The organism is Paenibacillus piscarius (assembly GCF_022234545.1).
Lineage (GTDB): Bacteria > Bacillota > Bacilli > Paenibacillales > Paenibacillaceae > Paenibacillus_AQ > Paenibacillus_AQ piscarius.
Map to the genome: position 1 here is coordinate 120,174 of NZ_JAIEUI010000018.1, position 22,555 is coordinate 142,728.

At 50.8% G+C, this 22,555-nt stretch carries 24 protein-coding genes, 1 tRNA gene and 1 pseudogene; 3 read left to right on the top strand and 23 right to left on the bottom strand.

Annotated features, from left to right (window positions below; translation table 11 throughout):
• Positions 1-86: 86 nt before the first annotated feature.
• The 7 genes and pseudogenes from K1558_RS24215 to rpsF all read right to left on the bottom strand — a co-directional run bounded on the left by K1558_RS24215 (position 87) and on the right by rpsF (position 7,211).
• The gene (locus tag K1558_RS24215; protein WP_238654511.1) at positions 87-1,139 is read right to left on the bottom strand and encodes an LCP family protein; all 1,053 of its coding nucleotides are present in this window, start codon (positions 1,137-1,139) and stop codon (positions 87-89) included.
• A gap of 392 nt (positions 1,140-1,531) precedes the next feature.
• Positions 1,532-3,253, bottom strand: a complete 1,722-nt coding sequence (gene opp4A / locus K1558_RS24220; RefSeq protein WP_238654513.1) for an oligopeptide ABC transporter substrate-binding protein — start codon at positions 3,251-3,253, stop codon at positions 1,532-1,534.
• 253 nt (positions 3,254-3,506) lie between these two features.
• Positions 3,507-5,465, bottom strand: coding sequence for an endonuclease MutS2 (locus K1558_RS24225; protein ID WP_238654515.1), 1,959 nt, complete (start codon positions 5,463-5,465; stop codon positions 3,507-3,509).
• A gap of 402 nt (positions 5,466-5,867) precedes the next feature.
• Positions 5,868-5,987, bottom strand: a pseudogene (locus tag K1558_RS33295) (VOC family protein); the annotation flags it as partial.
• Positions 5,988-6,073: 86 nt separating this feature from the next.
• Entirely contained in the window at positions 6,074-6,346 is a 273-nt protein-coding gene (gene rpsR, locus K1558_RS24230; RefSeq protein ID WP_238654517.1) for a 30S ribosomal protein S18, read from the bottom strand.
• Positions 6,347-6,367: 21 nt separating this feature from the next.
• A complete protein-coding gene (gene ssb / locus K1558_RS24235; protein WP_238654519.1) occupies positions 6,368-6,877 on the bottom strand; it encodes a single-stranded DNA-binding protein in 510 nt (169 codons plus the stop codon).
• A 49-nt stretch (positions 6,878-6,926) separates the two neighbouring features.
• Positions 6,927-7,211 carry a 30S ribosomal protein S6 gene (gene rpsF / locus K1558_RS24240; protein ID WP_020425715.1) on the bottom strand — a complete coding sequence of 95 codons (285 nt, stop codon included), beginning with the start codon at positions 7,209-7,211 and terminating at the stop codon, positions 6,927-6,929.
• A gap of 247 nt (positions 7,212-7,458) precedes the next feature.
• Between rpsF and K1558_RS24245 the strand changes: the two genes are divergently transcribed.
• Together K1558_RS24245 and K1558_RS24250 are read left to right on the top strand one after the other, a co-directional pair.
• Positions 7,459-7,656 (top strand): YjzC family protein, encoded by a 198-nt coding sequence (locus tag K1558_RS24245; RefSeq protein WP_238654521.1) that lies wholly within the window; start codon positions 7,459-7,461, stop codon positions 7,654-7,656.
• A gap of 368 nt (positions 7,657-8,024) precedes the next feature.
• Positions 8,025-8,351: a hypothetical protein gene (locus tag K1558_RS24250; protein WP_238654523.1), complete on the top strand. Its 327-nt coding sequence runs from the start codon at positions 8,025-8,027 to the stop codon at positions 8,349-8,351.
• Between the two features lie 17 nt (positions 8,352-8,368).
• Here the strand turns inward: K1558_RS24250 and K1558_RS24255 are convergent.
• From K1558_RS24255 to K1558_RS24270, 4 genes are all read right to left on the bottom strand, one after another.
• A tRNA-Ser gene (locus K1558_RS24255) sits at positions 8,369-8,459 on the bottom strand.
• Between the two features lie 80 nt (positions 8,460-8,539).
• A complete protein-coding gene (locus K1558_RS24260; RefSeq protein ID WP_238654525.1) occupies positions 8,540-8,749 on the bottom strand; it encodes a DUF951 domain-containing protein in 210 nt (69 codons plus the stop codon).
• Complete coding sequence (locus K1558_RS24265; protein ID WP_238654527.1) at positions 8,749-9,783, bottom strand: mechanosensitive ion channel family protein; 1,035 nt, start codon at positions 9,781-9,783, stop codon at positions 8,749-8,751. Before K1558_RS24265 ends, K1558_RS24260 begins: the two co-directional genes overlap by 1 nt.
• Entirely contained in the window at positions 9,780-10,052 is a 273-nt protein-coding gene (locus K1558_RS24270) for a putative Se/S carrier protein (RefSeq protein ID WP_238654529.1), read from the bottom strand. Before K1558_RS24270 ends, K1558_RS24265 begins: the two co-directional genes overlap by 4 nt.
• A 125-nt stretch (positions 10,053-10,177) precedes the next feature.
• On the opposite strand from K1558_RS24270, the gene yyaC reads away from it, so the two are divergent.
• A complete protein-coding gene (gene yyaC, locus K1558_RS24275; RefSeq protein ID WP_238654531.1) occupies positions 10,178-10,786 on the top strand; it encodes a spore protease YyaC in 609 nt (202 codons plus the stop codon).
• Here yyaC and K1558_RS24280 read toward each other — a convergent pair.
• From K1558_RS24280 to rpmH, 12 genes are all read right to left on the bottom strand, one after another.
• Positions 10,758-11,258: a DUF4446 family protein gene (locus tag K1558_RS24280; protein WP_238654533.1), complete on the bottom strand. Its 501-nt coding sequence runs from the start codon at positions 11,256-11,258 to the stop codon at positions 10,758-10,760. The two genes, yyaC and K1558_RS24280, sit on opposite strands and share 29 nt — an antisense overlap.
• Before the next feature lie 19 nt (positions 11,259-11,277).
• Complete coding sequence (locus K1558_RS24285) at positions 11,278-12,441, bottom strand: aminotransferase class V-fold PLP-dependent enzyme (RefSeq protein WP_238654535.1); 1,164 nt, start codon at positions 12,439-12,441, stop codon at positions 11,278-11,280.
• 93 nt (positions 12,442-12,534) lie between these two features.
• Positions 12,535-13,377, bottom strand: a complete 843-nt coding sequence (locus K1558_RS24290) for a ParB/RepB/Spo0J family partition protein (RefSeq protein ID WP_238654537.1) — start codon at positions 13,375-13,377, stop codon at positions 12,535-12,537.
• A complete protein-coding gene (locus K1558_RS24295; protein WP_238654539.1) occupies positions 13,370-14,131 on the bottom strand; it encodes a ParA family protein in 762 nt (253 codons plus the stop codon). Before K1558_RS24295 ends, K1558_RS24290 begins: the two co-directional genes overlap by 8 nt.
• A gap of 209 nt (positions 14,132-14,340) precedes the next feature.
• Complete coding sequence (gene noc, locus K1558_RS24300; RefSeq protein WP_238654540.1) at positions 14,341-15,156, bottom strand: nucleoid occlusion protein; 816 nt, start codon at positions 15,154-15,156, stop codon at positions 14,341-14,343.
• A 315-nt stretch (positions 15,157-15,471) separates the two neighbouring features.
• Complete coding sequence (gene rsmG / locus K1558_RS24305; RefSeq protein ID WP_238654541.1) at positions 15,472-16,194, bottom strand: 16S rRNA (guanine(527)-N(7))-methyltransferase RsmG; 723 nt, start codon at positions 16,192-16,194, stop codon at positions 15,472-15,474.
• A gap of 3 nt (positions 16,195-16,197) precedes the next feature.
• Positions 16,198-18,084, bottom strand: coding sequence for a tRNA uridine-5-carboxymethylaminomethyl(34) synthesis enzyme MnmG (gene mnmG, locus K1558_RS24310; protein ID WP_238654542.1), 1,887 nt, complete (start codon positions 18,082-18,084; stop codon positions 16,198-16,200).
• A gap of 17 nt (positions 18,085-18,101) precedes the next feature.
• Entirely contained in the window at positions 18,102-19,478 is a 1,377-nt protein-coding gene (gene mnmE, locus K1558_RS24315; protein WP_238654543.1) for a tRNA uridine-5-carboxymethylaminomethyl(34) synthesis GTPase MnmE, read from the bottom strand.
• 94 nt (positions 19,479-19,572) lie between these two features.
• Positions 19,573-20,307, bottom strand: coding sequence for an RNA-binding cell elongation regulator Jag/EloR (gene jag / locus K1558_RS24320; protein WP_238654545.1), 735 nt, complete (start codon positions 20,305-20,307; stop codon positions 19,573-19,575).
• On the bottom strand, positions 20,304-21,233 hold the full coding sequence (locus tag K1558_RS24325) for a YidC/Oxa1 family membrane protein insertase (RefSeq protein ID WP_238654546.1): 930 nt from the start codon (positions 21,231-21,233) through the stop codon (positions 20,304-20,306). Before K1558_RS24325 ends, jag begins: the two co-directional genes overlap by 4 nt.
• 87 nt (positions 21,234-21,320) lie before the next feature.
• Positions 21,321-21,671, bottom strand: a complete 351-nt coding sequence (gene rnpA / locus K1558_RS24330; RefSeq protein WP_238654548.1) for a ribonuclease P protein component — start codon at positions 21,669-21,671, stop codon at positions 21,321-21,323.
• 239 nt (positions 21,672-21,910) lie between these two features.
• Positions 21,911-22,045 carry a 50S ribosomal protein L34 gene (gene rpmH / locus K1558_RS24335; RefSeq protein ID WP_019914530.1) on the bottom strand — a complete coding sequence of 45 codons (135 nt, stop codon included), beginning with the start codon at positions 22,043-22,045 and terminating at the stop codon, positions 21,911-21,913.
• Between the last annotated feature and the right edge of the window lie 510 nt (positions 22,046-22,555).

The following is a 22,555-nucleotide window of genomic DNA, read 5'->3' on the forward strand; positions in this document are numbered from 1 at the left end:
ACACAGCAGTTCGTTCCACCCCATTATACCATGAAGACAGTAAACAGCAGCCATTAACCTGACGCAATGGCTGCTGTTATTCATGCTTACTGTACTGCAGGTGTAGCCGAAGGCTCCAGTGCCTTGCCGGCCTTCCCGGGTTCAATTAGCTGATCCACGGGTGTACTGGGGTTCATCCAGTTATCAATCAGTGATTTTGCCTTGTTCAGATCCTCTTCGTTCACAATATCGTAGTAGATCCCGTCCATCCGCTTGCCTTCCCCCATTACCGTGAAGCTGGAGATATCCATATCCTTGCCGCCCATAAATTTCTTGGCCAGGCTGATAATCATAGAAGGCTCGATATCGGTTTTGAAGTTGTCGCCCATGATATCCAGCAGCTCAGGGATATTGCCGATCTGACTGATCGATAACATTTTATTCGCGACCACATCAAGAAAGACCTGTTGCCGCTTGGTACGGTTGAAGTCGCTGTCTTCACGGTAGCGGGTATAGTTCAGCGCCTCTTCACCGTTGTAATTCGACTTATTGGCCTTAATCGTGAATTTCTCATGATCCTTGCCTTTGTTGACAATATCCTTCTTGATCGGGAGCGGCACACCGCCAATGGCATCCACGGCATCCTTCAGCCCCTGAAAGTTGATGGTGGCATAATATTGAATATCATGGCCGAGGAGCGCTTCCAGGGTATCCTTGGACATTTGCTGTCCGCCAAAAGCATACGCGTGGGTAATTTTGTCCTTCTTGTTACCCTTGTATCCGATGATTTCCGTGTACGTATCCCGGGGGATGGAGATCAGCAGAATCTTATAGTCCTCCGGGCGGACGACCGCATACATCATCGTATCAGACCGCGCCACCTCGTTGCCCCTCTGATCTGTACCAAGCAGCATCAGAGAGAACGGGTCGCTCTTGAACGCTACTGGCTCCACCTTAACGGTGGTCGGGTTCTTGGTGGTATTATTCTCCAGAGGCACATAGGACTCCTCCGCCAGCTTGCTCTCTACCCGGTCGGACAGGAAGAGGTCGAAGGCCAGCACGGCCAGCGGCTTCTGGAACAGAAACGCTCCGGCTGCAATAACAAGTACGAGTATAAGCGCAATGTATCTTTTCTTTATTTTTTTGATCTTATTCATCATTGATTCCTTCTTTGTGGTGGATTGGACATATAAATGCCTTAATCTATTTACAATGCCCGTCTGGGCTTCCAGACAGTCATGACTGGGTGCTCTTCCTGCTGCTATGCGCCGCCCTGCTTCAAGAAGTATGATACCCCCTTTCCGGGATTCGGGTCGTTCTAATTGTAGAATAAACCTGGGAAACGGCTTTGACACATAAACAATATTTCTATTGTAATCACTTCGCCACTAAAAAGAAACAACAAATAACGACAACTTTAGCAATCTCAGCTTTTTCTTGGCCCTAATGTATATGACGCAGCAGACTCTGTTTTGATTCATATTTCCGCAAAAAATAAAAATAACGGCCCCCGCCGCAGCCGGGAGGCTGCAGGACGCGACCGTCATTTCATCTAATCGGTGGTCTTGATCCACCAGTTCTGCGGATCGATAATATTGCTCACGGCGTTCATCGTTACCCCCTGCAGACGCTTATTCACTGCAGTGATACTGGACCGCTCGGAGAAGAAGATCATCGGGACCTCATCATTAATCAGCTTCTGCCATTCATAATAGATCTGTTTGCGGTAATCTTTATCATACGCTTTCAGGCTGACTCCTTCACGGATCAGCTCCTCGCTGCGCTCCGAGGTCCAGCGCGGATAATTCCAGGAGTCCTTGGCCCGCCATAAGCCGGCGGGGTCAGGATCAACGGCCAGTCCCCACACCCCGTTGAACAGCTCCACTGACGGATCGTCCGTTTCCACAGCCTCATAGAAATCATTCAGCTCCTTGAGGCTGCCTCCGTTCAGGCGGACATCCAGGCCGACCTCCCGCCAGTTCTGCAGGATGGCTTCCGTCCGGTCCTCTGCGGTTTTGGTTCCGCTCATCGCATCGTAATGGATGATGAACTTATTGCCGCCCGGGTCCTCGCGGAGCCCGTCGCCATCTATATCCAGATAACCGGCCTCATCAAGCAGTCGTCTGGCCTTCTCCGGAAGATACGGATAGGTGTCGATCTCTCCGTCAGGAATCTTGGCCCAGCTGGAGCTCGGCACCGGCGTCTCGGTGAGCGTTCCGAGGCCGTAAGAATACTGGTCAATGATCCCTTGGCGGTCCAGCGCATAATACATGGCTTTGCGCAGGCGCTTGTCCTTGAATTTGGGATTATCCATCACAACTTGTCCCCGGTCCTCATCCCAGCGGCCGAATTTGAAGCCTATATATTCCAGTGACAGTCCGGGAGCGGCCATAATCTCCACATTATCCAGTTGGCCTGCCGCCTGATAAGCGTCGCGCGGCACAGTCCCCATATCAATGCTTCCTGATTCAAGCAGAGCGGTCATCTCCTTGCTGTCCACCGCCAGGTAAGTTACACCATCCAGCAGCGCCCCGCCCTTGTAATACTCATTGAACCGTTTCATCTCTACCCGTTCACCGGGTACAATCTCCGTGACCATGAACGGGCCGGTGCCGATCGGCCGTTTGCGGACCTGATCACTCTCCGGCATATCTTTGACAGCCACTCCCTCGAAGTACCGCTTGTTCATCGGGTAAGCCCACAGATTGTCTATGAGGTTCACCCGCGCGGAAGTCATGGTAATACGCAGCGTATAGGGGTCCAGTACCTTGAGTCCCGTTATCTCCTTCGCCTTCCCCTGATGATACGCCTCGGCCCCCTTAATCATCTCTACACTATAATATCTCGAACCGGTATATTCTGGACTTGCGATTGTCTCCAGAGCGAACTTCCAGTCCTGGGCCGTCAATTCATCGCCGTTATGCCAGCGGACTCCGGGTTTAAGGGTGAAGGTGAAGACTGTATGATCCTCAGATTCCTGCCAGGTGGCCAGGTTGGGCACTGTTGACAGATCATCATTCACCGTGAACATCGCCTCTGTCGTGAATTCCAGTACATTCGCATCATCTTCCCCTTCAAAAAAAGCCGGTTCAAAAATGCCCTGAAACGATGACGGATATCCCAAGGTAACTGTGCCGCCTTTTGTAGGTGCATCAGCTGATTTGCTGAGGCGCTCCATGTAAGATTGGACGCCGGGGCTTGCTCCGCTGCATGACGATAAAGCCACCACAAGGATCAGCGGTAGCATCAGTCTGCCGATGAGCTGCTTTGACATATAGATATTCCCTCCCGGGTTGGATCACACTTAATTGTAAGCGGTTTCCGAGCTAAATTTTACTGTAAAGCCCATTATGCATATTATGAACAATTCATAGTTCCACATTATAGAGGATATACAATATCCGCTCTAAAGTGAAGACCTATATTTATTTTCCTGAGTCCAAGACCCGTTCGCCGTTCACCCGATAACCTCAATTATTCCAGTAAAAAGCCTGCCCTGACGGGCAGACTCCGGTTCATAAATTGATCTATTTCTCCTCTTCAGCAAGTGTGATGCTCAGTCCCTCAACATGCCTTTTGCCCATCAGCTTACGCTTCTTCCGGTTCTCCTTGCTCTCAAAAACGATATCGAGATCGTAATCCTCCGGATACAGCTCATCTTTGGACAGGTACGGCTTCAGCCGCTTGTGATTCACAGTCAGTTTCTGCTTCTGGACCATCACGCCGACCATGCCCCGGCTGTCCTTCTTCGCATAGACAATGCCGGTACGACCGAGCGGGCTGACATAGACGGCATCGCCAACTTCATATTCCCGCCTGCTCTTCTCTGCTATCTCTGCCTGACTATTTGGCGGCAACGACTTATCCGCTCCTCCCACTTCTCTTGCTTCGGCTGCACCCGCTTCAGGCCTGCTCTCCCTTCTGGCAGCACTCTTCCAAGGGTCATAGCTGCCCTTATGGCCCTGCTGCTGCGCCACAAGCTCCCTCGCCCGTTCAATAACCGGCCTCACGATCCCCAGCTTCTCAGCAATCTGCAGCGCATAACTCTCGCCGGCTTCGCCAATAGTCAGTTTGTACAGCGGCTGGAGCGTATGCTTGTCGAACTCCATCCGCGCGTTCTCGAACCCTCCGGTTGCGGCGGCAAAAGCCTTCAGCTCATTGAAATGAGTAGTCACGATCATATTGGCGCCTCTGCGGTTCAGCTCCTCCAGAATGGCAATCGATAAAGCGAAGCCTTCACCGGGATCGGTCCCGGCGGCCAGCTCATCAATCAGCAGCAGCACTCCCCTGCCTGCTTCGGTAAGCATCCCTTCAATGCTTTTCATTTGTGCCGAGAAGGTGCTAAGCGACTGGGTCAGGCTCTGGCCGTCTCCGATCACACTCATCACATTCCTGAACACGGCGAAGTCACTGCCGGGCTGGACCGGAATGAGCAGGCCGGACTGCACCATCAGGGAGAGCAGACCCAATGTTTTGAGCACAACCGTCTTACCGCCGGTATTAGGTCCAGTCACAATCAGAGACTTATACCCCTGCCCGAATTCTAGACTGACCGGCACCATATCCTTCAGCAGCGGGTGTCTCCCCCCGTTCATCCTCAGATAGCCTCGCTCGTTCAAAGCGACCCGGATAGCATCCAACCCCTGCGCATACTTCCCTTTGGCAAAAATAAAGTCATACATGCCCGCAATCTCAATGTTCTGCCTGAGGGCTGCCTGCTCCTGCTCTAACAGCCCGGTCAGCATACTGAGGATGATCCCCTCTTCACGGGCTTCCTCTGCGGTTAACAGCTCAATCTCGCTCTGAAGAGATGCTGACTCGTCCGGTTCCACGAACACCGTCTGTCCGCTGGTAGACTGGTCCAGCACCGTCCCTTTAATCTGCTTGTGATACTCCCGCTTCACCGGAATCACATAGCGCCCGTTCCTCACACTGACCAGACTCTCCTGCAGAATGGCTTTATGCCGGTTCATAATGCTCTCCAGCTTCCGGTTCAGCCGCTCCTTGGCCACGCCCAGGCGCTTGCGCACCCGCTCCAGCCCTTTACTGGCCCCGGTCTCAATAACGCCCAGCCGGATACAGCGGTCGATCTCCTCCTTAACCGTCTTCAGCTCCTGCAGTGAAAACCCGTAAGCGGCTATACGTGGGGCTGTCTGCTCCTTGGAGGCCATGTATTTCCTTAGCTGCGCACAGCTGTTCAGGAACTGGGAGACGGCTGTGAAATCCTGCTCATTATACATATATCCGGTCCCCAGCAGCGACAGCACCCATTCAATGCCCTCCAGTGAAGGAATAGGCACACTCGCCCCGCGCATTAGCAGCTCCTTCGCTTCCTCCACCTCCTCCAGAGCCCGTTGGATAGCCGGAAGATAGGTCATTGGGGCAAGCTCACTCACATATTTTCTTCCTTCATAGGACACCGCATGGCGCATCAGTTCCTGCCGGACCGTCTCATATTCCAGCGTATGCAGACTTTGGGTATTCATTGGTATTCCTCCCTCAGGTGTGATTCCTAACGCAAAAAAAGGGCGAAGACCGCCACTACGGCAGTCTTCGCCCTCCATTGATGGTATTCTCCCCTTTGGCTGCTGAAAGCAGAAAAACCGTGCTGCAAAGAGCACGGTTGATCACAAAGAGAACAATAGCCGTAAAGAGGCCATCATGACGCTTCGCGTGTGTTCTTAACTAAATCATTCATTCCTGCAGCCCGCTCTGAGAAGAGGTGCCAAGGCACACTCTAACAAGACATGCCCCTGTAAAATATAGGAACATGCAGCGGTTCACCATCAGAATGATATGAAATTGCTTAGTTAAGAACGCTCACCGACATCAAAATTTCCCCTTTAGTTATAGGATACCTGTAATTTACTACATCTGGAATTACTTTGTCAATTGGGGGTGAAGCAATTCATCACCCAGGTGATCCCGTTCTTGACGTCAGCTACCTGTCCATGCAGGGCACCGAAGAACGTCTGCTGAAGCTCTACCTTCACCTGACCGCCATCCGCTGCCAGCTGGTCATGGGATCATTCCTCTCTAGTAATCGATAGAATAGAAAAAAGCAGCCGGCTAAGCCGGCTGCTTAAGAAACGTCCTATTCCGTTGTGTAAGGCAGCAGCGCGATTTGACGCGAACGCTTTACAGCAATAGTCAGAGCGCGTTGGTATTTAGCACTTGTTCCAGTTACACGACGCGGCAGAATCTTTCCGCGTTCGCTGATGAACTTCTTCAGAAGCTCAGTGTCTTTATAATCAATGTGAGTAATCTTATTCACAGTGAAATAGCACACTTTTTTGCGCTTGTTGCGTCCACCACGACGTGCCGGTCTCTTGTCGTTGTCTCCGCCTTCTCTTGGTTTGAAAGCCATGTTCTGTTCAGTCCTTCCTTATTAAAATGGCAAATCATCGTCCGATATATCGATCGGTTTTCCATCGCCCGAAAAAGGATCTTGAGTATTGTTGTTACGCGAGAAATTATTGTTGTTATTTCCGCGAGCACTGTTCCCACCGTTACCGCCGCCATAGGACGGCTCTTCAGGCATACTACCGCTATTCGATGCATTTCCGCCTTCTCGGCTCTGCGCGGACTCCAGGAAACGGACATTATCAGCGATAACTTCAGTAACGTATACACGTTTGCCTTCATTATTCTCATAGTTCCGTACTTGGATGCGGCCTTCCACGGCTGCCAGTCTACCTTTGCGCAAATAATTGGCACAGGTCTCAGCCAGCTGTCTCCAGGTTACTACCGGGATAAAGTCCGCTTCGCGTTCACCATTCTGGCCCGTAAAGTTACGGTCTACGGCAAGCGTAAACTGCGTTACGGCAACACCAGCAGGAGTATAACGAAGTTCTGGGTCACGGGTCAACCGACCGATCAAGATGATGCGGTTCAACAATTAGGTCCCCTCCTTAATAGCGCGATTCGTTACAAAGCTTGTCAGAATCTTAGGCAACGTCGTTCGTAATGAGATAACGAATAACTTCGTCCGAAATCTTCATGATACGCTCAAGCTCAGTAACTACTGCAGGTTCTGCAGTGAAGTTAACCAGAACATAAACGCCATCACGGAATTTCTTGATCTCATACGCAAGACGGCGCTTACCCTGCACTTCGTGCTTTGTAATTTCTCCGCCGTTGGAGATGATGCCTTGGAATTTTTCGACTGCTGCTTGAACGGCTTCTTGTTCAATGTCAGGACGAATAATGTACATGACTTCATATTTGCGCATAATTTTCACCTCCTTATGGTCTGCGGCCCCTGATCAGGTCAGGAGCAAGGAACGAGCACAAACATAGACTCGCACCAAATCAATATACCAAATCAGGCAGCGGAATGCAAGCTTTATTAAGGCGAACCAGATGCTGGGCCCTCAGAGAGATAATGCTTCCGGATTCCGTAAGAATGCCGGAGTAATCACCAATCGTCGGGGTCACAATATTAGAGCTTCATCACTCTACAGCAGGAGGTATCCGCACATGGGCGAACAGACCGAATACGAGAAGGGCGACAAAGCCCCCAACCCGGGAATCTACACCGAAGTAGGCGAAGCGCGCAGCTTCCATACCGAAATCCAGAATCCGAAGCAGATCAGAATGGAGAAGGGCGACACCTTCCCGGAGACCACCAACCAGAACCGCAAGTGGAAAAAGGTTGAGAAAGCCCGGGTCCATTAATTTAGCGCAGCCAGGTATAAAACCCTGAAGGCTGCACATACTATTCCCAGGCAGTGCAAAAGAGAGGTGTGGTTCCGTTGAACGTCGTAGACGAACACGATCACAGGGATTCTGATTTCAGCAACTATCGTAACCCGGGGAGAGCTTAGGCAATACCCAATCACAGTAGTGGCTTTAGACAGAGATTTCCGAACATCAATGATGTACTGCCTCTGGAAGAGAGACCTGCGAAGGTCTCTCTTTTTGCGCTGAAGATCAACAAGCACACAATACCCTAACGGGTGACAGATGCTGTTGTCTCATCCCCGTACATCCGGACCTAGTGCCTCCGTCAAGCTCATTTACATTTGGCCCACATGCCCGCGCCAATGTCCAATGTAATCGGTTTTTCGATTACATTTCGCCCGCATGCCGCCCCGCTGCCCATTGTAATCGGTTTTTCGATTGCATTTCGCCCACAGCCCGCGCCGCTGCCCATTGTAATCGGTTTTTCTATTACATTTCGCCCGCATGCCGCCCCGCTGCCCAATGTGATCGGTTTTTCGATTACATTCAGCCCACAGCCCGCGCCGCTGCCCAATGTAATCGGTTTTTCGATTACATTTCGCCCGCATGCCGCCCCGCTGCCCATTGTGATCGGTTTTTCGTTTACAACAAAAAAACCTCCGCATCAGATCGGAGGATTCGTAATCTAAATATATAATTGCTGAAGTGGCGGAGAGGGTGGGATTCGAACCCACGCACGCTGTGACACGCCTAACTGATTTCGAGTCAGCCCCCTTGGGCCTCTTGGGTACCTCTCCGCAGCAAGGTTTATCATATCATGCGGATACAATAATTGCAAGATAAATTATTTGGTGTTGCGTTTATTGCTGCGTGCTTATTAATCCTCCGCTTCACTTGCTGCGGAATGCAGTACCTTCTTCAGATTTTTCTCGAATTTGGCCCTGGGAATGAGAACACTATGCTGGCAGCCGGTGCACTTGATTCTTATATCCATCCCCATACGGATGATCTCCATTTCGTTCGTTCCGCAGGGATGCGGCTTCTTCATCAGTACAATATCTCCCAGCCCGAATACTTTGCGTTCCATTACTCTTCCCCTTCCTCTCCTTCTTGTGCTGCAGCTACCTGCCTCCTGGGGCTTGCCTCATGCCCTTCACCGGCTCTACGCGCCTCCTCAGCGGACTGCTGCTCACGGGCCGCCTCTGCCGCCCTGGCCTCTCTCTCCGCCTGCTCCTGCGCCTCCTGCTCGGCCTTAGCCGCCTCCAGGGCACTCTGCTTCTCCAGCGCCTGCTTGATATCATTCTGAATCTGCCGTTCGGCGGCATCTCTGGCATTAGGCATACAGTTCGCTGCAATCCGGATCACATACTCGGATGTGCTCATGGACTGGATGCCCAGAATGTTAGGATACGCTATCACGCTTTCGCTCCGCTCCTCGATGCCTTTAAGCGCTTCGCCAATCAGAGCGAGGGTAGCTTCCAGCCCCCGCTCCATTTTGACCGGAACATCAACCACCGCCAGCGCATTGGCCAGCGAATAATTCGTAACATTAACAATCGTTCCGTTAGGAATAATATGAACCTCTCCCGTAGCACTTAACAGCCGGGTTGTTCTCAGCCCGATCATCTCCACCGTTCCCTTATAGGTTCCGCTCTGGATCACATCCCCAACGGCGAACTGATCCTCGAATATAATGAAGAATCCGGTAATAACATCTTTGACCAGACTTTGTGCGCCGAAACCAATCGCCAATCCCACTACCCCTGCCCCGGCGAGCAGCGGCTTCAGGTCGAAGTTGAACTCCGAGAGAACCAGCAGAATCATGGTGAAGTTACAGAAGAAGGTAACCACATTCTTCATCAGTCCGCCGACTGTGGAGAAGCGCCGGTTGTTCGCTAACATCCTTCCTCTCGTCTCCCGTTCAAGAGAACGGTCAATCAAGCCTGAGACGACCCTGATAATAATCCGTGTCAGAATAAAAATCAGCAGAATCCGTATGCCGGCAAACAGCACCGTAGCCCACATATCGGCATTCGTCAGCCACTCCCATACCCGGTCCTTGAAGCGGATAGCTTCCCGGACAGCTTCTTCGCTCGTTGCTTCCAGTACCCAGTTATTCATTGAACCTCTCCTTCTCCCCCTAACTCAATATAGCCATCCCCCTGAGCCGCTCTGGCAAAGATCCCCCGGATCTCGATATTCTGCTCTGCCACCAGGAGCCGTACACCCTTCAGCGCACTGCGGCTGAACTGAATCGACATCGCACAGCCTGCCGTAATCTCTTTGGGGGTGGGAAAGATATCAATCTCAATCTCTGCATACTCAAGCAGCATCTCGGCGCGCAGCGCCTGCTGGGTCGAATCGAAGGCTATCAGCAGTTCCTCCTCCACACTCCATGCCTCCCTCTAGGCTGTTCGTCCTATCTATTGCGGCCATAGTATAAAAAACCACTTGTATCCATATACTAGGATCATCAGAACACACTGAGACGGCTCCCCCCAGAAAGGACGATGATATGAATCTCTCCACTAAAGCCTCATCTCTGAAAGAACCATCCTGTTTAAAAATATCATATACAGATCCGAATATCTATTCTGCCATTACACACAGGCTGCTGTTCCACTTCTCGCGCACCCGCCCGGATACACCGGTTGTGATTATCTGTGTCGGTACAGACCGTTCTACCGGCGATTCGCTCGGTCCGCTGGTCGGCACTACACTCGCCCGTTTCCACAGTCCGTTATTCCATCTCTACGGAACGCTGGACGAGCCGGTACATGCCATTAATCTGGAGGAGACCCTCTCCCTTGTCTATGAAAAGCATTCCGATCCGTTCATCATCGGAATCGATGCCTGCCTGGGCCAGTCCACTAGTGTCGGCTGCATTCAGGTCGTCGACGGCCCGCTGCGTCCGGGCGCAGGCGTCAATAAGCAGCTTCCGCCGGTAGGTGATATCCATTTGACCGGCATCGTGAATGTCGGCGGCTTCATGGAGTACTTTGTTTTGCAGAACACCCGGTTAAGTCTGGTGATGAAGCTGTCGGATATCATCTCCTCCAGCCTCTACTCCGCCTTGAAGCAATGGAATCTCCATGCTAGATCTGCTGCAACGCGAGAGCAATAACCTCTTTTTCCTCCGGGGACAGCGCATAAGAGGATTCTCCCTTTTCAAGCGGCTTGGCATAGATGTAAGAGCTCTCGCGGTTGTGCAGACTGCTCAGCACAATTCCGTTATGGTTGTCATCCAGAATGGCAAGCGAGAAGCTCAGGTCATTGCCGCGCTCACCGAAGGCATTATAACGCTTCATAGCTACCTTCGATTTCATCCCGCGCATTCTGGCATGTGCAGCCTCAATCAGTTCCTTCTGCTCAAGCTGCCCTTCCTCCAGCATATCCCCCTGATTCTTCAGATTGACCAGCAGCGTCTCCAGATCCTCCACACCATTCCCGCTCATCATCGCTTCATATTTCCGGCGCATTTTGCGCAGCTTAGCCCCCTGGACCATCATAAGAATAGCCATTAGAAGTATTAACCCGGTCAGTCCCATCACGAACAATGAGATTTGCTCTAGTATTATTTCATTAAGTTCCGACATGTTGAATCACCCTTTATGTTTATCTTGTACGTGATGCGCCGAGCATATCCGTCATGGCATACAGCAGTTTATGAACATCCTCTTCTGTTGAGCTTACTCCGACACTGGCCCTTACCGCCCCGCTCTTCAAGGTATCAACAGCTTGATGCGCGAGCGGGGTGCAATGCATCCCGGCACGGACGGCAATCTGATATTGCCGGTCCAAGCGGTAGGCAATACTCGCCGAATCTTGTCCTTCCGCTACAAAAGCCACAATCCCGCTGCGCTGAGCGCCAGCCGCGGGACCAAGAATACGGATGGATGGAATCATTGCCAAGCCTTCCATCAATAACTGCGTCAGCTCCCATTCCTGCCGGTGAATCTGTTCGATGCCCAGCGCCTTAACCGCCTTCACGCCCGCCAGAAGCCCGGCAATACCGACTGCATTCTGCGTGCCCGCTTCATATCGGTCCGGCCGTACACTGGGCTGATCACTATTTTCCGATTGACTGCCGGTCCCTCCATGCATGAGCGGCTCCAGGTCCAGATGCGGCGAAATGTACAGCCCCCCTGTCCCCTGCGGACCGAGCAGACCTTTATGCCCCGGAAAAGCCAGCAGATCAATGTTCATAGCAGTTACATCTATCGGCAGTGACCCTGCACTCTGAGCAGCATCGACCAGAAATACCGCTCCATGTGATTTTGCGATATCACCAATTTCTCCAACCGGAAGAATACTGCCGAGCAGATTGGAGCTGTGATTGCAGATTACCATCCGGGTATTCGGCCGCATCATGCCCTTAAGCTCAACCAGATTCAACTCCCCCTGCTGATCCACCCGTACATAATCCACTTCAATCTCCATCGTCCGGCGCAGATATTCCAGCGGGCGGCGCACAGAGTTATGTTCAGTCATCGTAGAGATCACATGATCCCCTCGTTGAAGTGTACCCTTAATAGCCATATTTAGCCCCATGGTCGTATTATGGGTGAAGGCAATATCCTGTGCATTTGCTACGCCGAACAGCTCGGCCAGCATCGCCCGTGCACGAACCAGCACCCGCCCTGTTCCGATGGCCAATGAATGATTACCACGCCCGGCGTTGGCACCTGACTGCTGCAGAGCCTCCATCATCGCAGCCGCAACCGCTGGAGGCTTAGGCCAGGAAGTTGCTGCATGATCCAGATATACCAGTCCCTCCATCTTCCACCCTCCATTTTTTTCGTTTAAAAAACATACCCCTCCATATCCGTATTCAGGATATCTCAGGATATGTTTTCGGCACAAATATCCAAATCAGTTGCCCAGCAGCTCCAGCAATCTTTCCAGGTCTTGGGCACTGTAATAATTCAATTCGATTTTCCCCTTTTCCTTACCCTGCTTGATTCTGACTGTTGTCTTGAACCGCTCGCGCAATACTTCTTCAACATTATCAATGTACGGATCACGCTTTACAACCTTTGCCTTAATTCCATTTGCCGGTTTACGGTCAAGGTTCTTCACAACCTCTTCCAGCTCTCTTACACTCCATTGCAGCTCGACGCATTGTGCAGCTAATTGTTTGATAATTTCCGGATCTTTAAGGCCCACGATTGCCCGGGCATGCCCCATAGAAATTGTTCCACGTGAAACATAATCTTTCACTTCTTCCGGCAGACTCAGCAGCCGCAGGAAGTTAGCAATATGCGATCTTGATTTACCGACCTTCAGCGACAGCTCCTCCTGGGTCAGTGAGAACTGATCCATTAGCCCCTGATAGGCAACTGCAATCTCCATCGCGTTAAGATTCTCACGCTGCAGGTTCTCAATCAGGGCAATTTCCATTACCTGCTGATCGCTAAGACTTCGGACTACTGCAGGAATCGTAGCTTTGCCGCAATATTGGGAAGCCCGGAACCGGCGTTCCCCTGCGATGATCTCATACCCTTTCAACACACTGCGGACAATGATCGGCTGAATGACCCCATGCTGTCTTATAGATTCAGCCAATTCCTGGATTGCCTCTTCATTGAAGTCTTTACGCGGTTGATAAGGATTGGCGCGTAGCTGTGACAATGGGATTTCTACGACCTTATCGTCTTCATTAATCGATAGAGAAGGTATTAATGCATCCAAGCCTTTGCCCAAACGCTTACTCATAAGAAATCACTTCCTTTGCCAGCTCTAAATATACTTCCGCCCCTTTGGAACGGGAATCATAGGTGATAATCGATTGACCATGTGAAGGGGCCTCACTCAGACGCACATTCCGCGGGATAATTGTTTTGTATACCTTTTCCTGGAAATATTTCTTCACTTCTTCAATAACCTGAATCCCAAGGTTCGTCCGGGCATCCAGCATTGTGAGCAATACGCCCTCAATTTTGAGATGCGGATTGAGGTTCTTTTGCACCAGTCTTACCGTATTCAGCAGCTGACTTAATCCTTCAAGCGCATAATATTCGCATTGAATCGGAATGATCACGGAGTCAGCTGCGGTCAGCGAGTTAATGGTAAGAATGCCCAGCGATGGCGGGCAATCAATGATAATGTAATCATAGTTCACCTTAACCGCGTTGAGCGCCTTCTTCAGCTTCAGTTCTCTGGATATCGTTGAGACCAATTCAATCTCAGCACCTGCGAGTTGAATCGTAGCCGGAATGATATGAAGGCCTTCGATCTGAGTCTCCAGTATCGTATCCTGCGGCTCCGCCTCATTAATAAGAATATCATAAATGCAATTTGCTACATCCGCTTTGTTGACGCCAACGCCGCTGGTGGTGTTGCCTTGCGGGTCTATGTCTACAAGCAACACCCTCTTGCCCAAAGTTGCCATGCTGGCCCCCAGGTTCACAGAGGTTGTTGTTTTGCCGACACCGCCTTTTTGATTTGCTATGGCAATAATCTTAGACACTTAGTTCACCTCGAATTGTTTAGAAAGAATCATCTTGTAGTTCATGCTGTTAGACGGCATAATCATCTGGATATACGGGGCATCACATTTGCGGAAATAGAGAACAAATATGCATCAGCTTATCCTTAAGTGTATGTGTGATAACATCCGGAGTTAGTCATAGAAAAAGCGGCCAACACCTCAGGGCCGCCTTCAGCTTTTGTTGCCTTCTATCTTTTGGGAATTTGTATTACAATCTCATAATGATCTCCGCGGTCATTCTCGGAGGTCTTAATCTCCATTCCCGAGCCGGTTACCATATCTATGGAGTGACGAATTGTATTGAGTGCGAGACGGACATCCTTAGTATATGATGTTCGTTTGGATTTTTTGGTCTGAGCAGCGGCTTTGTAGAAGGCAATGCGTGCTTCGGTCTGCTTCACGTTCAACTCTTTGGCGATAATCTCCGCCAGCAGCTTCAGCTGCATCTCTTCACTGTCCAGCGAGAGCAGCGAACGTGCATGACGCTCCGTGATCTTCCTCTCCATCAATGCCGTCTTAATCTGCTCCGGAAGATTCAGTAAGCGGATCTTGTTGGCAATGGTAGACTGGCTCTTGCCCAGCCGTTGCGCCAGGCTCTCCTGCGTCAATTGATGCAGATCAATCAGCTTCTGGTAAGCAATAGCTTCTTCAATAGAGGTTAAGCCTTCGCGTTGCAAATTCTCGATTAGAGCAATCGATGCTGCCTGGGAGTCATTGAATTCGCGGACAAGCGCTGGAATGGTATCTAAGCCTAGCTTCTTAACCGCCCGCCAGCGTCTTTCACCTGCAATAATCTCGTACTGGGAATCACGCATACGCACAACGATCGGCTGGATAACTCCATGAGTTTTGATAGTCTGGCATAACTCATCTATCTTCTCGTCATCAAAAATCGTCCGTGGCTGATATGGACTGCTAATGACCTCATGAACCGGGATTTGTTTGATCTCTTCTCCGCTGCTCCGCTCCGTAAATCCAAAAAGCTTGGTGAATTGTTCTTTCATTCCGTTCATAACCACCTAATTTCGTTATAGTACGATCCTCTTAACCTTTCATGCGAAAAGCCTATCGTACAGCGCAGGAATAGAATCCATTATCATTCCTAGCAATCATCTTATATCCATAAAAGCCTTACTATAGTATTCTATCACTTTTCTGCTAATAATCCTATTCTCCATCACGACCTATTTTTCCTGCATTTCACCCTAAGGAGAAGTCCTATCCTGTCAAAAAAAGAAAGATCAAGCCCAGGTTTATACCTTGAGCTTGATCTTAAATTTCAAACCTTAACTATCCATAATTTGTTTCACGTGAAACATTCAGATTAGCGGCGACTTGGCAGGCACACCTGGCTTACGCGGGTACTTGGCTGGTGTTGCTCCTGTCTTGCGGACCAGAATAATATGTCTTGAAGAATCTTCCACCGGGAGGCTGAAGGACTCCACCCGGTCCAGCTCCGCACGCAGTTCCTTGAAGCTGCGCCCTGCCTCCGCTAATTCCTCAGCCGGGTCACTGCCCTTCATCGCAATGAAGATTCCATCCTTGCGGGTGAACGGCAGACAAAATTCATTAAGCAGTGATAAACGGGCCACGGCCCGGGCAGTAACTACCTCATAAGCATCACGGTGGGCAAATTGTCTGGCTACATCCTCTGCCCGTCCATGAATGAGCTCCACACCGGTTAGTCCCAATGTGTCAACCACATGCTGCAGGAAGGTAATCCGCTTGCTGAGGGAATCGACAATCGTCAGCTTCAGATGCGGGAAGCATATTTTCAGCGGAATGCCTGGGAACCCTGCCCCGGAGCCAATGTCAGCCAGCGTCTTAATCTCCCCCATCTTGAGGTAGAACGCCAAGGATAACGAGTCATAGAAATGCTTCGTATACACTTGGCTCCGTTCTGTGATACCCGTAAGATTCATCTTCTCATTCCAGGAGACAAGCTCCCGGAAATATAACTCAAATTGTTCCAGCTGCTCCGGGGTAAGCTGTATTCCATGCTCCTGGAGAGAGGCTGAGAACTCAGCTGCTATTGTATCCATAGATTATCCTTTCGCCGCGGTAACACGGTTGTAATGCTCCAGATACACCAACAGAATGGAAATATCCGCCGGGGTGACACCCGCGATTCGCGAAGCCTGGCCGATCGAGATCGGCGCGATCTTGGTCAGCTTTTGCCGGGCCTCCATCGCCAGTCCGTGAATCTCATTATAGTTGATATCCTCAGGAATCTTCTTCTTCTCCATCTTCTGCAGCTTCTCAACATGCAACAGCTGTTTCTCAATATACCCGGCATATTTGATCTGAATCTCGACCTGTTCCTTCATCTCTTCATCCAGCTCCACTGGAGCCGGTGATATCCGGTCTACGAAGCTGTAAGCCACCTCCGGCCGCCGCATGAGGGTCAGCAGATTACTTCCGTCTGCAATGGGCGCAGAACCATATTCTGCGAGCACTTCGTTCACTTGAACCGGCTTGACCTTCGTCTCCTGCAGACGGGTAATCTCCTGTTCTACCCGCGCTTTTTTATCAAGGAAAGCCTCGTACCTAGCCTCAGTAATCAGCCCAATCTCATGGCCGATCGGCGTCAGCCGGAGATCAGCATTATCATGGCGGAGCAGCAGGCGGTATTCCGCACGCGAGGTCAGCAGCCGGTAAGGCTCATTCGTTCCTTTTGTAACCAGGTCATCAATCAGCACACCGATATACCCCTGTGAACGGTCCAGCACGACCGGCTCCTTCTCCTGCACCTTACGGGCAGCATTGATTCCCGCGATGATCCCCTGTCCTGCCGCTTCCTCGTAACCGGAGGTGCCGTTAATCTGCCCGGCGGTGAACAGCCCCGGCAGACGTTTGGTCTCGAGGGAAGGCCAGAGCTGGGTTGGCACCATCGCATCATACTCGATCGCATACCCGTTTCGCATCATCTCCACCTTCTCCATCCCGGGAATCGAGCGGAGCATCGCCAGCTGAACATCCTCTGGCAGGCTTGTGGACAGACCTTGTACATAGTATTCCGATGTGTTTTTACCTTCCGGCTCCAGGAAAATCTGATGCTGCGATTTATCGCTGAACCGGACGATCTTATCTTCAATTGATGGGCAGTAGCGCGGCCCGGTTCCTTCAATAATACCGGTGAACATCGGTGCCCGGTGCAGGTTGTCATTAATGATCTGGTGGGTATCCGCAGATGTGTAAGTCAGCCAGCACGGCAGCTGCTCATTATCAGATGATTTGGTTTCGTAAGAGAAGAACTTAAGCTTCTCATCGCCCGGCTGAATCTCCGTTTTGGAGAAATCAATCGTATCTCTATGCACCCGCGGCGGTGTACCAGTCTTGAACCGGACCAGCTCGAAGCCCAGCTCACGCAGATTCTCCGACAGCTTCACGGACGGCTGCTGATTGTTCGGCCCGCTCTCATAGGTCAGCTCACCCATAATCACTTTGCCGCGCAGATAGGTTCCGGTTGTGAGAATCACAGTCTTGCTGCGATAGACAGTTCCGGTCTTGGTAACAACCCCGGCACAGCGTCCGTCTTCTACGATCAGCTCCTCTACCATACCCTGGCGCAGCGTCAAATTCGCTGTCTTCTCCATCGTCTCTTTCATGGTATGCTGATAGAGGAACTTGTCAGCCTGGGCACGCAGTGCGTGGACAGCCGGCCCTTTCCCTGTATTCAACATCCGCAGCTGAATGAAGGTCTTGTCAATATTGCGGCCCATTTCACCGCCGAGCGCATCGATTTCACGTACCACATGGCCTTTGGCCGGTCCGCCAATCGAAGGATTACATGGCATGAAGGCCACCATATCCAGGTTAATCGTAATCATCAGTGTGCGGCAGCCCATACGTGCAGCAGCCAGCGCCGCCTCACAGCCGGCATGTCCGGCACCAATGACGATAACATCATAGCTGCCTCCATCATAATTCATAACCGTTATCCCTCCCTTTATTTGCCCAAGCAGAATTGCGAGAAAATCTGGTCCAGCAGCGAATCCGCAGCCGTATCCCCGACAATCTCCCCCAGCTGCTCCCAGGCCAGTCGTACATCAATTTGAATCATATCTATAGGAATCAGCATCTCCGCTGCTTCATAGGCATCCTGCAGTGACTTATGCGCCTTCTTCAGCAAGGCGATATGTCTTACATTACTGACGTAAGTCAGATCGGCAGACTCCAGCTTGCCCTCGAAAAAGAGCTGCGAAATCGCCTCCTCCAGCTTATCGAGCCCTTCCTCCTCCAGCACGGACATCGGCACAATACTCGCTTCATCGAAAAAGGAGCGCAGTCTGTCCTTGTCCAGCCGGGACGGTAAGTCCATTTTATTCATGATGACCAGCGCTTGTCTACCGTGGATTTGTTCCATCAGTGCCAGTTCATCTTCATGCAGCTCTTCACTGGCATTCAGCACCAGCAGAATCAGATCGGCATCACCGAACGCTGCCTTGGAGCGCTCCACTCCGATTCTCTCCACCACATCCATCGTCTCCCGGATGCCGGCGGTGTCCAGCAGCTTCAGCGGAATATTATTAATCGTAACATACTCTTCGATTACATCACGCGTCGTCCCCGGAATATCGGTTACAATCGCCTTGTTGTCGCGGGCCAGGGCATTAAGCAGTGAGGACTTGCCAACATTGGGCCGCCCTACAATCGCTGTCGTAATACCTTCACGCAGAATTTTGCCTTCATTCGCTGTCCGGAGCAGCTGGTCAATGCCGTCCATGACTTCCCGGCTCTTGCTCTTAATGAAATCTGCTGTCAGCGACTCCACATCATGCTCAGGATAGTCAATGTTCACTTCGATATGAGCCAGGGTCTCGATCAGGGTATGACGAAGCGCATGAATCTTCGCGGACAGCGAGCCGCTGACCTGCTTGAGGGCAACAGAAAAGGCCCGGTCTGACTTGGAGCGGATCAGATCGATGACCGCCTCTGCCTGAGACAGATCGATCCGTCCGCCTAAGAAAGCACGCTTGGTGAACTCTCCCGGCTCGGCCAGCCGGATCTCCTGCTGCAGCAGCAGGTCCATCACTCTTCGTACCGAGATGATGCCGCCATGGGCACTGATCTCCACCACATCCTCAGTTGTGAAGGAACGCGGTCCCTTCATGACGGTGACCAGCACTTCCTCCAGCCTCTCCCCATCCAGCGGACTGACAATATGTCCGTAATGTACAGTATGGGATTCAACCTCCGTCAGAGGGATACGGCTTCTGAACAGGGGAGCCACCTGGAATATCGCCTGCGGTCCGCTCACCCGGATGATGGCAATTCCGCCCTCTCCCAGAGCTGTCGATACAGCGGCAATGGTGTCACTAAGCATGTTGTTATTCACCTCTTCTTACTATTAATTTATGAGTATTTCAAAAAAACAATGACCCCTCGCATTGGTCAAGGAGTCATTGCAGCATGTAGTTCTACTTAAGCGTTATAACAACGCGCCGGTTCGGTTCCTCTCCCCGGCTGAGCGTGTTCACCTGGCGGTGATCCTGCAGCCGGGAATGGATAATCTTGCGTTCCTGCGGGGACATGGGCTCGAGGACAACCTCTTTGCGGGTCCTGACCACACGTCCTGCGAGACGGTCAGCCAGCTCCTCCAGCGTCTTCTTGCGGCGTTCACGGAAATTCTCCGCATCAAGCACAAGCCTGATGAAGCTGTCCGAATAACGGTTGGCAACAATATTAGCCAAGTATTGCAACGCATCCAGAGTCTGGCCTCTTCGGCCGATCAGCAGCCCGAGATCCGGACCGGAAATCTGCAGAACGGCTGATTCCTTGGTATGCACGATTTCAACGTCCACCGTAAGCCCCATGCTCTTGGCGACATTTACAATGAAGTGTACAGCCTCTTGATAAGCTTCTTCCATCTGTTGTCCGGAATCCTGGCGCGGTACACCGCCGGTAGCCTCTGGTTTGCTCTCTCTGGCTGACTGCTGAGACAGTAGCGGAGCACTCGCCGCTGATGCCGGTGCGGCTTCTGGAATCAAGGTTAATTCGACCTTGGCTCCCTTCGCACCGATCAATCCAAGGAATCCTTTTGACGGCTGTTCAAGTACGTTGACCGTTACCCGGTCCTTGTGAACCCCAAGCTGATTAAGTCCCCGTTCTACAGCTTCTTCAATGGTTTTCCCTGTCGCGACGACTTTGCTCATTTTGACTTTTTGACCCCCTTCTTCCCTTTGCTGGCGTTGCCTTTTGCAGCAGGAGTAACATCTTTGCGGGCGCTGGTGTTGCTGTTCTTGCTCTTGTTCAGATTGACTTCCTTCGCCTTGTTGTTAGAGGCGGCAGCATTCGCAGCAACGAGGGCCGCCTTGTGCTTATCATTGTTGCGATAGAGGAAGTAGTTCTGGACAATGGTGTAAATATTGCTGTATACCCAGTACAGAGGCAGAGCAGCCGGGAAGTTGTAGGACATGATGAAGATCAGAACCGGATAGACCATCATCATGAACTGCATTGGACCCTGCTGTTGTACCGGGTTCATCTTGGTCATCATGCGTGTCTGAATGAAGGTGGTTGCGGCAGCCAGGACCGGCAGAATGAACAGGTGGTCGGGCTTGCCGAGCTGCAGCCACAAGAAGTCATGCAGTCTGAGATCCGGGTTATAGTAGATTGAATTGTATAGGGCGATAAAGATTGGCATTTGCACGATCAGCGGCAGACAGCCTGCCATCGGATTAACCTTGTTCTCCTGGAACAGCCGCATCGTTTCCTGCTGTACCTTCTCAGGCTCATCTTTATATTTTTTCTTAATTTTCTCCAGCTCCGGCTGGATTGCCTGCATGGCACGCGAGCTCTTCACCTGCTTGATCGTCAGCGGCAGAATCAGTGTACGGACGATAATCACCATTACAAGAACGGCGAAGCCGTATTGGCCGTTAAACCATTTGGCGAAAGTATCCAGGGCAATGGCGAAATAATAGACAACATTACTCTGCCAGAAGCCTCCATTTTTCAAATCCTCCGTAGTGTGCGTCACTGATGTTGTCGGAGAGCACCCCGACAGAACAGCGATCATTAGAACCATTAACCCGAGGAGAAGAAACATTTTTCCCCGCTTAGTCTTCATTAGAGACACTTCAAAACCCCTCTCATAAACATTCCACTGCACCGTAAATCATAACATAATTATGGATACAAATAAACAAGCCCTCTTGCGGCCTGTTTACTTGCGTGAAGCCTTGAGCAGCTTGGCTTTGCGAAGCACATGCAGCACACTTTTCTCGAGCTCGGCGTAATCCTTCGAAAGCGCTCCCTTTCTGACGATGAACACGATGTCGAAATGACCTGCAATCTCCGGCTCATGATGGCGGACAATCTCCTTGACCAGCCGTCTCATCCGGTTGCGGACTACGGCATTCCCGACCTTCTTGCTGACGGATATGCCCACCCGGAACCGTTCTACCTCTCTGCGCGGGAACCAATACACTACATATTGATGATTCGCAAATGACTTTCCATGGCGGTATACGCGGCTGAAGTCAGCACGATTTCGTAATCGTAAACTTTTGTGCACGGGAATCTCCTGTTCGAATACCGGACCTTGTCCCGGTCACCGGCATTTCATTCTTGATTAGTATTGTCATTCAGGGGATGCCATAAACAGCAGGGCCATTATAGCCTGGAGCGGCACCCGCTGATTCATATATTCAAAAAAAGCCCCGCTAGAGGGGCATCCGGTTCTGCGCTATATATAGAAGAGAAAATATTAAAGAGTAAAAAAGGACCACAGCAGTGGTCCTTAAGTGGCCTAACTTACGCACTCAAAACTTTTCTGCCTTTCAAGCGGCGGGCTGCCAGCACTTTACGGCCGTTTTTCGTGCTCATTCTTTTGCGGAAACCATGTACCTTCTTGCGTTTGCTCACATTCGGTTTGAACGTCGGTCTCATGTATTGCACCTCCCTTACAGGAACTTATTTTACTGTCATATAAGCAGAAACGGAACTAGCCGTCCTTAAGTAGGGACAGTATCTACAAGTATTATTGATTTCAGTTGGAGACATATCCTCACAGAAAACACCTTTATATATTTAAACACAAACTTGCGTCAAAAGTCAACCGTATCTCTTCCTTCCTCTTTTGAAAAAAAATAATCCACAACCCTAGACGGTTATCCACCTGTGATTAAAAAAACCGTCGTTTGCTCACAGCCGGGAACAACCTGTGTATAAAAATATCGAAGGTTTGGCGGAAGTTGTCGAACGGTGAACAAATTATCAACAATATGTAGTGGTGTTCTTAAAAATTATACACAAGTGATTGAATTTGTGGATAAAATAACGCGGCTCATTGAAAAACAAGGGGGCTTTTGCTATGATGGTATTACTTTTGAATGTGAATAGATTTATTTGTTCAATATATTATCAACAAGCTGTGGATAAAGTTGTGAACAAATCAAA